The organism is Dorea chungnamensis (assembly GCF_039832125.1).
In the GTDB taxonomy this organism is placed as follows: domain Bacteria; phylum Bacillota; class Clostridia; order Lachnospirales; family Lachnospiraceae; genus JAFBIX01.
The window spans coordinates 363,160-373,166 of record NZ_JBDOHT010000001.1 but is presented as its reverse complement, the minus strand read 5'-3'; the positions used below and the strand labels follow the sequence as shown (position 1 = coordinate 373,166).

General features: G+C 39.5%; 14 protein-coding genes. All 14 read right to left on the bottom strand.

The genetic code is table 11. The features are described 5' to 3' along the window. Positions 1-98: 98 nt before the first annotated feature. On the bottom strand, positions 99-230 hold the full coding sequence (locus ABE613_RS01890) for a Maff2 family mobile element protein (protein WP_026650183.1): 132 nt from the start codon (positions 228-230) through the stop codon (positions 99-101). Between the two features lie 121 nt (positions 231-351). After that, entirely contained in the window at positions 352-2,211 is a 1,860-nt protein-coding gene (locus ABE613_RS01885; RefSeq protein WP_222891062.1) for a VirD4-like conjugal transfer protein, CD1115 family, read from the bottom strand. Between the two features lie 23 nt (positions 2,212-2,234). Beyond that, complete coding sequence (locus ABE613_RS01880; protein ID WP_026650181.1) at positions 2,235-2,726, bottom strand: PcfB family protein; 492 nt, start codon at positions 2,724-2,726, stop codon at positions 2,235-2,237. Positions 2,727-2,796: 70 nt separating this feature from the next. Next, positions 2,797-3,549, bottom strand: a complete 753-nt coding sequence (locus tag ABE613_RS01875) for a phage antirepressor KilAC domain-containing protein (protein ID WP_226852932.1) — start codon at positions 3,547-3,549, stop codon at positions 2,797-2,799. Further along, the gene (locus ABE613_RS01870) at positions 3,518-3,967 is read right to left on the bottom strand and encodes a hypothetical protein (protein WP_026650179.1); all 450 of its coding nucleotides are present in this window, start codon (positions 3,965-3,967) and stop codon (positions 3,518-3,520) included. The genes ABE613_RS01875 and ABE613_RS01870 overlap by 32 nt, the downstream gene beginning before the upstream one ends. Before the next feature lie 13 nt (positions 3,968-3,980). Next, positions 3,981-4,391 (bottom strand): single-stranded DNA-binding protein, encoded by a 411-nt coding sequence (locus ABE613_RS01865; RefSeq protein ID WP_049946959.1) that lies wholly within the window; start codon positions 4,389-4,391, stop codon positions 3,981-3,983. A gap of 619 nt (positions 4,392-5,010) precedes the next feature. Continuing rightward, positions 5,011-5,220, bottom strand: coding sequence for a DUF6219 family protein (locus ABE613_RS01860; RefSeq protein ID WP_009300563.1), 210 nt, complete (start codon positions 5,218-5,220; stop codon positions 5,011-5,013). Between the two features lie 75 nt (positions 5,221-5,295). After that, a complete protein-coding gene (locus tag ABE613_RS01855; protein WP_008119059.1) occupies positions 5,296-5,820 on the bottom strand; it encodes a flavodoxin family protein in 525 nt (174 codons plus the stop codon). 24 nt (positions 5,821-5,844) lie between these two features. Further along, complete coding sequence (locus ABE613_RS01850; protein WP_044925306.1) at positions 5,845-6,402, bottom strand: hypothetical protein; 558 nt, start codon at positions 6,400-6,402, stop codon at positions 5,845-5,847. Between the two features lie 45 nt (positions 6,403-6,447). Next, complete coding sequence (locus ABE613_RS01845) at positions 6,448-6,753, bottom strand: hypothetical protein (RefSeq protein ID WP_028087788.1); 306 nt, start codon at positions 6,751-6,753, stop codon at positions 6,448-6,450. Positions 6,754-6,858: 105 nt separating this feature from the next. Next, on the bottom strand, positions 6,859-7,953 hold the full coding sequence (locus ABE613_RS01840) for a replication initiator protein A (RefSeq protein ID WP_028087787.1): 1,095 nt from the start codon (positions 7,951-7,953) through the stop codon (positions 6,859-6,861). Positions 7,954-7,977: 24 nt separating this feature from the next. After that, a complete protein-coding gene (locus ABE613_RS01835; protein ID WP_026650282.1) occupies positions 7,978-8,844 on the bottom strand; it encodes a ParB/RepB/Spo0J family partition protein in 867 nt (288 codons plus the stop codon). Then, positions 8,834-9,640 (bottom strand): ParA family protein, encoded by an 807-nt coding sequence (locus tag ABE613_RS01830; protein WP_026650281.1) that lies wholly within the window; start codon positions 9,638-9,640, stop codon positions 8,834-8,836. Before ABE613_RS01830 ends, ABE613_RS01835 begins: the two co-directional genes overlap by 11 nt. Then, positions 9,612-10,004, bottom strand: coding sequence for a plasmid mobilization protein (locus ABE613_RS01825; RefSeq protein ID WP_044925303.1), 393 nt, complete (start codon positions 10,002-10,004; stop codon positions 9,612-9,614). Before ABE613_RS01825 ends, ABE613_RS01830 begins: the two co-directional genes overlap by 29 nt. Positions 10,005-10,007: the final 3 nt, after the last annotated feature.

Here is a 10,007-nt window from a genome sequence, read left to right as displayed (position 1 = left end):
GCTTCGGGACGTTACCCCCTCATTTCACCCATCGGAATATCAGTTCTCCAAAGTTTCGGGCTACAATTGCCCTTCGACTTTGTGCGTAAGCTTTTCACTTACGAACGTGTCGCACGATTGTCGTTTCCATATCCTTCCAGAAGGTTTACGACACCCCACACGCCAAGACCTGCGCCGATTGCGACTACAAGAGTTTTTAAAGTTGTAATTGCACTGCTAAAAAATGCCATATACATTCACCAAAACTGACTTCTTTCAGGTGTTTACGGGAACGAAAATACACCGACTAAAAAGCCGGTGCACCTAGTGTCAGTTATTCCTTTCCTCATTATTTTCTGTTCATTCCCAAGGTTACTCCGACAGTTCTACATGAATTACTTCCACCTCTTCTTCAGATTTCGGTGTATACTGCGGATTTAACTCTTTCTCAACTTTGTACCGGTTCTTCTCGTTTTCATCTGCAAGAAGCCGATAGTTTTTGTGTTTCGTGATATCATATTTGTCCGAGAAAAATGGTCTGGCACCACGGATCTGCAGGATACATTTTCCTCCATCCATGACTGCAATCTCATCTTCAGTCATCAGCTGTTTACCTGTTTTCTGGTAATTCAATCCAAAAGACTTCTGATTACTCCTCGTCTCCGAAGTGTTATACAGGTCAATGGTTTCCTTACCCAGAAGCTCGCTCATTTCCTTTAAGGTAGTTTTCTCTTTTCCTCCAAGAAATAGTGTGGTATCACAGTTACCCAGAATAGTATCTGCACTATCCTTATACATTGCCTTTAGCTGACTCTGTGACTGCAAAATAATAGAAGCAGAGATTTCCCTGCTTCGGATGGTTGCAATCAGCTTGTCAAACTGAGGAATTTGTCCAATATTGGCAAACTCATCAGCAATGACACGCACATGAACTGGCAGTCTTCCACCATATTCATCATCTGCTTTGTCACAAAGCAGATTGAAAAGCTGTGACTGTAACATGGCAATCACAAAGTTAAAGGTTGTATCTGTATCGGACATAATCAAAAACAAGGCTGTCTTCCTGTCCCCAATCTTATCCAGTTCCATTTCATCATAAGACATGATCTCACGAAGTTCTGCTATATCAAATGGTGCCAGCCTCGCACCACAGGAAATAAGAATACTTTTGGCTGTTTTGCCAGCCGCCATTTTGTATTTTTTATACTGTCTGACCGCAAAGTGCTGCGGATCTCTTTCTTCCAGTTCCTGGAACATCATATCCACTGGATTCTGGTAAGTTTCATCCTCTTCACGGGTTTCGCTTTCATTCAAAAGATCCAGAAGGGTATTCAGATTCTTTTCCTCTTCATCTCCTTCATACCAGATAAAAGCAATCAATGCCGTGTACAACAGCTTCTCTGCTTTCACCCAAAAATCTTCGGAAGCTTTTTCCCCTTCGCCTTTGGTATTAACAATAATTGTTGTAACCAGCTTCAGGATATCTTTTTCAGACCGTATATAAGCAAATGGATTGTAATGAAGCGATTTGGAAAAGTTGATAGTATTCAGAACCTTAATCACATATGGTTCGTGTACCACTTTTCCTGATTTATCTTTCATAATATTTCCATTCTTATCTTTCTTAGGTGGTCCCTTTGCTAACATCTTCCCGCACTCCTCGATCAGAGTGCCTTTCGGATCTGTAATGACCATGGAACAGTTCATCTGCATGACTGACGGCTTAACGAAAAATCGAGTTTTTCCGGAACCACTGCCGCCAATGACCACTATATTTTTATTTCTTGCATACTTTGGCTGTTTAGGTCTACTTTCCATAGTCAATGCTTCTGTTGCTGTTAATGGAATATTCATCCAGGGATCTTCCGACATATAAGGTTTAATATCCTCAGCGTTTCCCCATCTGGCTGAACCATACTCGATTCCTTTCCGGAGTTTCTTTGCATCTGACTGTTTCTGCCATACCAGTAATTTCAGAATGACAGCTGCTACAATTCCTGTCAGCATATCACGCCAGTTAAAACTTGGCTGCAATCCAGTAAGAATCCTGTCTGCATGTTCCATCGCATATAATAGCTTGTTCCCAATATCTTCTCCCAGACTGTTTCTGTAAAGAAATGATGCCCGATTTGTATAAAAAGCAGTTAAGATATATGGGATATTGGTAAGAACCAGTTTCTTTTTATCCAGGGCGGACAGCCTGACCCTGATCTTATTCTTCCATTTTTGCATCAGATTTTTACCGATTTGCTTTTTCATCGGCTCTGCTCCTGATGCCGGTTCTTTACTTTGTCCTTCGATTTCTTTGGCATCATTGCTCTGTAAGTTGCAAGACGCTTGTGAATAGAAGGCTTATTCGCTTTTTGAATCTGTTTCTGGGAAAACTCACGGAAAGCAGCATTGAGGGCATCCTGATCACGTCCTTTAAAAAACACCAGATACATCGGTGGATCTTTACTCTTATCTTTTTTCAAAGCATAATTGATCCCGTATTTTCTGGCATAACGTTCAAAGGACTTGATATTCTTATTTGTGATCTCGATATTGACCATCCCGGCATTTTGTTTTGCCAGCTCTTTTACCGTGACCTTTCCCTGTTTCGGCTGATTCTTCTTCGCTTTCTTCTCTACCGATTTCTGCTTCTGATGACGCAGATAAGCAGCAAGAACCTTTTTCAATAAATCTGCTGTTACTTTGGTAGTCCGAATGCAGAACGTGACCGTTTTCTGAGTTACCTCTTCCTGCATGATTTTCCCTCCTTTCAGCGATTTAACTGCTGTCCAGATCTGTAATCATGGCAACCACCTCCTTCATTCTTTACTCTTCCTCCGCACACAACGCTTTAAAAAATTCTTTTCCTTTTGGTGTAACCAATGTCTGTGAACCAAGATGTCCATTGTTAAAATAGTCTTTTACAATAAACAGATCATTGTTCTTCTCCACCGCATAGGGTAACAGCGTGCCGGATGGACTCCTATATAGAAATCCTCTATTTAAAAGAAGTTTCACAAATTTTCTTTCTGGAAATTCAATCTCTTTTGCCGTCGTTCGAATATTGGTGCATTCTCCTGTAATCATGAAATGATCATAATAATCTGCTTTTGGCTGCATATCCTTTACACGATTTTGCAATTCTCGATTTCGATTGTTTTCTGCCAAAAGTCTCTCGGCAAATTCCAAAAGAAGTTCCGGGTTATCTTTTACCCTGTCTAAAAGATCGGTCTCTAAATATCCGCCTGTTTTCCTAATAGCCGGAAGTACCTCATCAAATACCCACTTCTCAAAATTCTGTGCTGACTTTAAACGACTTTTTGTAATCAGCCGATATACATCTCCCTCTGGAATAAAAATCATTGGCTGTACCCCACCTGATGTAAGGACGCCCCGTTTCAGGGCCCCCTTGCAATGAACATTTATCGCATTTCTTGGTTTTGCATATCCCAAAGCAAATGCTACATCAATTCCAGAAAATAAAAGTCTGCCTCCATCTTCAATCATACGGATGGAACCAAACTCCGAATTGTGAAACTCTGTGATTTTATAATCCGTCTTCTCCATCCTCTTCTCCATCCTCTTCTCCTCCTGAACCGGCAAGTAACATCAAACCATTTTCAATGATTGTGCTCCTAATAAACTCTGCTACATTCACGGTTAAATAACCAAGATATTCTGCAAGGAAACTACTATATTCCTCTTCTGTCAACAATTCCTCCAGTGCTTCCAAATGAGCTGTCACTTTAGAAGTCTGCTTTCCGCCAAGCAGCTTGCCTAATATTTCTGTAAATTCCTCTGTGTCACATGACTCAAACATACATAAGATCATCTCCATTGTTGTTTCCAAAACCAAACGATCCATTTTCATTTGCGTCAGCTCTTCCATTGTTTTCATGGCAGTCATAAGCGCATCACTTGTCATATGTTCTGTATTGATTCTTCCTTCTGAATCAACCAATCCTATTGCAAATAATTCTAAAAAGTATTTTCTCATAAATCTTGTCCTCCTATCGAAATGGCATTTCTTGTTCAAGTTCTTCTGGTATATCGAATGGAATCTTCCTCTTCTCTGCTGGTTGAAATCCGTCAGATTCTTCTTTTTTTGTTTTGGCTTCTGCAAACTCTACATTATCCATAATGACTTCGGTATAATAGGATGCAGTTCCAGTCTGTTCATCTTTGATCTGAGAGATTACCAACTCTCCGGAAAGAGCAATCTTAATTCCTTTTTCAAGATATTTCTCCACAAATTCTGCATTATTTCCATAAGCTGTGATCATCACTACAAATGCTTTGCTTGTGCGATTTCTTTTTACTACCAGTGGAAACCTAGATACTTTGGTTTGTCCCTTTTGCGTAGATGTCAGCTTAGTTTCTGGATCTCTGGCAAGTCTACCCATTAAAACAATCGTATTCATTCTTTTTGTCCTCCCTTTCTTCCTGCAACACCCTTCCCTGGTATTTCAAACAGGATAATAATCTGTGCATTTTCTGCACGAAAAAATGAGGAATGGATTCGAACCATTCCCCACTTGCTACAGGATTTCTCCTGTAATATAAATAAGAAAATCTAAGTATTCACATTTGGGCTTTGTCTGTACATATACATCTGATCGTTATCATTCCAGATAACCCGGCTGTAAAAATACAGTCACAGTCTCTGTTTCAGCAGAGGTCCTGTACCCTTCGGTGGTATCATTATTGCTTCGCTCTTCCCGTAGGAGTCTTCGCCTGCACGAGCCGGATTATCTCCGGTAAGCATGTTCCTCAAGATGTATCAGCTCCTTCAATTGTCAAGGTGCAATCGGAAGAACTGTCTGAACCTCTTTTACGTTTGTGATTTTTGGAAATCAGAGGATTTTCAATTTGCCTTCCATATACTCTGTATTGGGAGCGACAAAATCGGACATGATTTTAGAAATTTTTTGAAATTATTTTTTGAAGTGTAAAAAGATATAAAAAAAAGATGCCAGGATTTCTCCTGACACCATAGTGACTATGCCAACTTCGTGCCCACTGGGCACAAGGTTGATTGTATTATTCTTCATTTCCTAATGATATTGGTTCTTTCTTTGTTTTCTTGTTTTTAGATATCATCTTATGACCTGTGTAAATAGCCATAATCATACAAAGCAAAGAACTTGCCGCAAAATATTTATGGCTTGATTTTGAACCTTTATATCCGCTATAAAAAGTTCCTAGCATCGTTATCAATGCTCCGACAGACCAATATTCATGAGCTTTCATTCTAACATCTCCCTTTGTGTTAATTTTAATATGTACCGTTTGATGAAATATGCAAACAGGAATTTGGAACGTGCTTTATAAATTTTTTCCGATCCCCTCAAGTTCGTTCATGGAATCCTTGTTTTTTTCAAGTTCATCTCTGGCTGTTGCATAATATGATTTTTTGAAAAGCATATCCCATGAAAGATATTTTGCCATACAGTCAAACTGCTTATCAATCAGCTCATACTGGATACTGTCTACGGGAGAACCGCCTACAACAATCGTGCCAACTTTTTTATTTTTTAACTGCAATCCACGGCAGTAGCACTTATCAATGATAAGTTTCAATTGTGCTGACATTCCCCACCAATAAACTGGTGTAGCAAAAAGAATCATATCTGCGGCAGCAATTTTATCAATTGTAGGATTTGTATCATCCTTATCGACGCATCCCTTAGAGCATTGACAGACACCACATCCCTTGCATGGTGCAATGTTGAGTTTGTCAGGTTCAATGATTTCAATTTCATTCTTTTCTGATGCTCCTTTTATAAATGCATTGATTGCTGTCAGCGTGTTTCCTTTTCTGGCACTTCCATTAATGATTACAATTTTCATGCGTGTATCCTCCAACTTCCGATTTCATGATATCATTTCTAATACAGATTTTACCGTATTTTTCAGATTCAGTCCATCTTTTAATCCCAGTCGATAGAAAAATTCTTCTGTTTCTGCTCCACTGCTAAAAATTGCATTACAGTATTCCGTAATCACTTCTTCCTGTTCTTGGGATAACGTTTCCAGTAATTTCTGGTATTTCTTATCAATCTCACTTACTGGCTCTTTATCCTGCTTTAACTTCCATTCTGAATATGCTTTCCCCATATGCTCTGTAATTGTCAGATTCACAAATTCCTGCACTTCCTCGGATATGGTGCTCGCAGATTCCTGTTTATCTTTCTTTTTATCATTTGATTTTTCAAGTGTCGTGTCATCAATATAACGAATGATTTCTCGAATATTTGACTTCATCGACTGCAGATATCCTTTCATCAGCACAGCTACTTTTCTAGCATCCGATTTTTCGGTTTCTTTTTCCAGCATATAAAACTCTTCCAGTTCTTTCAGAATATCCATCCCTGCTTTCATCTGAAATTCCACCTCAAGCAAATCATCCATCACTTTATATAATTCTTCCATTGTTTATTTCTGCCTTTCCATATAGCGCCACTATATTTTCCACAATCATCCAAAAATAAATTCCTGTAATCCACATTTCACAACTTCAATTACTGCAACTATCCCCATACCGATATGTGGGAGTAGAACAAACACTACTGTCGTAATAATCGCTGATTTCATTGTCCAGTCCGTACTGATTCCAAACCCAATACTCAAAACTTCTGTCACAACAGAGATTCCGGCTATCAGATAGCAGAATCCAGCAGATAACCCAACCAGGAACACCAGCACAATATTCACCGCTGCAAGTACCAGCCAAACAGGAGCTGCAATAATTCGAAATGGCAGTTTTATCATAAATCTCAACATAATTCTTCCTCCTACTTTGTGCCCAGTGGACACAAGGTTATTTTAGCATATCTGCCAGATATGACTATCTCTTTTTAAACTTCGTGCCCAGTGGGCACAAAGTTCTTACCTGTCTGGAATATCCTTCCCCCAGTACATGTCATGTCGAACTTCAGCATCATAAAACTGATTGATTGTTGCAGGAGCGTTATACAATACCGTCAGCATATACTGCCGGATATTCTTCACTTTGCTTGTACTCCTGTCAAGGCTGAAAAACACATACTGGATGTGTTCATACCCGACTTTGAGCAAACGGCTCTTGACCACTTGTGTAGGCACAGCTTCCCCATTGATCTGTTGATATGTCTTTGTCGAACATATTGCATCCAGCATCAGCTCTACCAGCTCTTCTACTCGTCCAGTTCCATAGCTCTGACAAAGGATCTCATATTCGATATTATCATGAATTAACTGTCGATACTCATTTCTCTCCTGTATCCTATCTCTCCCTTTCTCTTGTTCAGATAGATATTGATAAGATTCATTCTCACTAAATTCAGTATAATTATATTCAGTATTATTACAGTTTGTTTTTGAAACTTCTTGAAGTTTGTTTTCTAAACTTCTTGAAGTTTGTTTTTCAAACTCCTTGAAGTTTGTTTTTGAAACTTCTTGAAGTTTATTTTTCAAACTTCCTGAAGTTTGTTTTTCAAACTTCTGTGTATTTACGGGCTTTTCCGGCTCTTTTTTCGCATATTCTTCTATTTCTGTCTCTGTATTTTCTTTTCTCTCTGCTACATTTTCCGGTGTTTCTTCCGAATCAAAGATTGCTGGCTCATCTGGATATTCTGTCAGGCTGAAATTTTTCACGTAAATAACATTTGTTTTTCCAAGTCCGATTCGCCTCTTCTCAATCAATCCAATCCCTTTTTCCTGATCCAGCTCTTTTAGACAATTCACAGCCTTATTCCTGCCACAGTTAAGCATTTCCATAATCTCTTCCACCGAAAAGAAAATATATGCCCTGTCCTCTTCATCAAACCACCGGTTCTTGATGGACAGTGACATCCGGTCTAACATCAGTCCGTACAGCACCTTTGCTTCGCAGGAGAGATTTTTAAAATATTCACTTGTAAACAGCAGTTTGGGAATACGATAAAAACTGTACATATCGCATTCCATTCCTTGAAAATAATGGAATGTTGCTCTTATACTCATGACACATCCCTCCCTTCGTACTTATCAATGATTCTGATTGCTCCATTCCTCCAAAAGCTGACATATAACAGTCCGTATCTTCTGTTCATCATACTCTGGAGGAAAATACTTCTTAATTTCATCCTGTTTTAATGTTACCGTTGTTTTCTTTTTACGCTCTCCTATAACCAGGAGCCGCACAATCTCTTTTGTCAGCGTTTTTTCTTCTCGATGTTGCCTTATTTTTTTTGCCTGTTCCAGACTTGGATATTTTCCGGTACTCTCATGCACTTCCTCCACCATCTCCTGTTCTGGAACCGTAAGGTAGGAAAGCTCTACACCTACCTGCAATCCGATCACATCACGATCTACTGCGTTTAATAGGTCATTCATCAGATAAGTAAGCCGGATATAGCGATACACCTGCCTTGCACTGTCATTTGCGTTCTTTCCAATGTCTTTCGCACTGATACCGCCTGATGTTCCCTGATGATTCATTGCTTCCATCTTCATACGGTAAGCAAATGCCTTTTCACTTGGGAGTATATTAGGTCTCTGCAGATTGCTGTCTACCATCGCACGGACAGCTGTATCTTGATCCATATTTCTGATAATAACCGGAACCTCTTTAAGACCAGCAAGTTGTGCCGCATGTCTCCTTCTGTGACCGGCGATGATTTCATATTCACCATCACCCAGCGGTCGTACCAGTAATGCTGTAAGAATTCCCTCTTCTTTCACACTTTCCACCAGTTCCGCCATTGCCTCATCATCATTTACTTGAAATGGATGGTTCTCGAAAGAATGTAAATGCTCAAGTGAAACCTGCTGGATATCGTTCGTTTCTTCTCCTCCTCCAAGTAATTCATCATAAGATGTCAGTTTTATCTTCGATGCACTTCTACCTTTCATCCAAAAGCACCTCCTGTGTCATCTGCCAATATGCAGCCGCTACTTTTCCTTTTGGATCATGCTCAAATATGCTGATTCCTTCCGCACTGATTTCAGCTGCTCGTACTGAAAATGGAATACTCTGTGGAAAAATCTTAATCTGGTTTCCATATGTATCAAAAATCAGATCAGATATATCTCTTGCATAGTTCGTTCGGTTATCCACCATTGTGATCAATATACCTCCAATTTTCAGTTGTTTGTTAAGCTGTCTTCGCACCTTTCCTATCGTCCGTATCAGCTGTTCTAGACCCTTTACAGGAAGATAAGCCGCCTGGACAGGTATAATAACTGCATCGACACTGGCAAGTGCATTGATCGTCAGCATTCCAAGTGATGGCATACAGTCAATCAATATATAGTCGTATTCTTCTCTCATTCTTTCTATATATTGTTTTAAGACAAGTTCCCTGCTCATAATATTTACAAGTGAAACTTCCATTCCAGAGAGTTCGATGTTTGCCGGAATCAAATCAATTCCTTCCTGGTGATGTAAAATTCCCAGTGTATTTTCAAATAGTTCATCTTCTACAATCTTTGTCAGAATAGTAGCCAGTGTGATTGGTAATTCATCTGGGTTATGATACCCAAGACTTGCTGTCATACTTCCCTGCGGATCATTGTCAATCACAAGCACTTTCTTCCCTGCTTTTGCAAGTCCGACTGCCAGATTCACGCAACTTGTTGTCTTGCCAACCCCGCCTTTTTGTGAACACAATGCCAGCACTTTACAATCCTTCATTACTTTCTCTTCCATCCTTTTTATCCTCCCATAAATAACTTGAACCTTTCAGCATCCATAATGCTGCTTCCAAAAATGCAAGATACCGTTCTGTCATACTATCAAGAACCGGTTCTGAAATAACTGGTTTTTCAGACTTCAAATCTTTTGCCACATCCTCCAAAACCAAACTCATTTCCTTCATTTCTGACCGGATAATCTCAATTGTTTCTTTCTTTCCAACAACACATACATGATTGTAAATGCATGATCGGACGATATAATCCTGTTTTTTCATTCCGCTCACTTTCACTCGTTCTTCAATTGTTGCTTTTTCATAAGAATTCACCCGAAAAGAAATGGTCGTTGTGTTGTGTTTTCCATGTCTGTCACCAGCCATCGC

Bases quoted from the DNA above. Each gene is read 5' to 3' on its own strand.
- ABE613_RS01825 (WP_044925303.1), bottom strand. From the start codon at position 10,004: ATGGCTGGTGACAGACATGGAAAACACAACACAACGACCATTTCTTTT.
- ABE613_RS01860 (WP_009300563.1), bottom strand. From the start codon at position 5,220: ATGAAAGCTCATGAATATTGGTCTGTCGGAGCATTGATAACGATGCTA.
- ABE613_RS01835 (WP_026650282.1), bottom strand. From the start codon at position 8,844: ATGAAAGGTAGAAGTGCATCGAAGATAAAACTGACATCTTATGATGAA.
- ABE613_RS01885 (WP_222891062.1), bottom strand. From the start codon at position 2,211: ATGCAAAAATGGAAGAATAAGATCAGGGTCAGGCTGTCCGCCCTGGAT.
- ABE613_RS01845 (WP_028087788.1), bottom strand. From the start codon at position 6,753: ATGTTGAGATTTATGATAAAACTGCCATTTCGAATTATTGCAGCTCCT.
- ABE613_RS01870 (WP_026650179.1), bottom strand. From the start codon at position 3,967: ATGAGAAAATACTTTTTAGAATTATTTGCAATAGGATTGGTTGATTCA.
- ABE613_RS01855 (WP_008119059.1), bottom strand. From the start codon at position 5,820: ATGAAAATTGTAATCATTAATGGAAGTGCCAGAAAAGGAAACACGCTG.
- ABE613_RS01890 (WP_026650183.1), bottom strand. From the start codon at position 230: ATGGCATTTTTTAGCAGTGCAATTACAACTTTAAAAACTCTTGTAGTC.
- ABE613_RS01840 (WP_028087787.1), bottom strand. From the start codon at position 7,953: ATGAGTATAAGAGCAACATTCCATTATTTTCAAGGAATGGAATGCGAT.
- ABE613_RS01875 (WP_226852932.1), bottom strand. From the start codon at position 3,549: ATGGAGAAGAGGATGGAGAAGACGGATTATAAAATCACAGAGTTTCAC.
- ABE613_RS01865 (WP_049946959.1), bottom strand. From the start codon at position 4,391: ATGAATACGATTGTTTTAATGGGTAGACTTGCCAGAGATCCAGAAACT.
- ABE613_RS01880 (WP_026650181.1), bottom strand. From the start codon at position 2,726: ATGCAGGAAGAGGTAACTCAGAAAACGGTCACGTTCTGCATTCGGACT.
- ABE613_RS01830 (WP_026650281.1), bottom strand. From the start codon at position 9,640: ATGGAAGAGAAAGTAATGAAGGATTGTAAAGTGCTGGCATTGTGTTCA.
- ABE613_RS01850 (WP_044925306.1), bottom strand. From the start codon at position 6,402: ATGGAAGAATTATATAAAGTGATGGATGATTTGCTTGAGGTGGAATTT.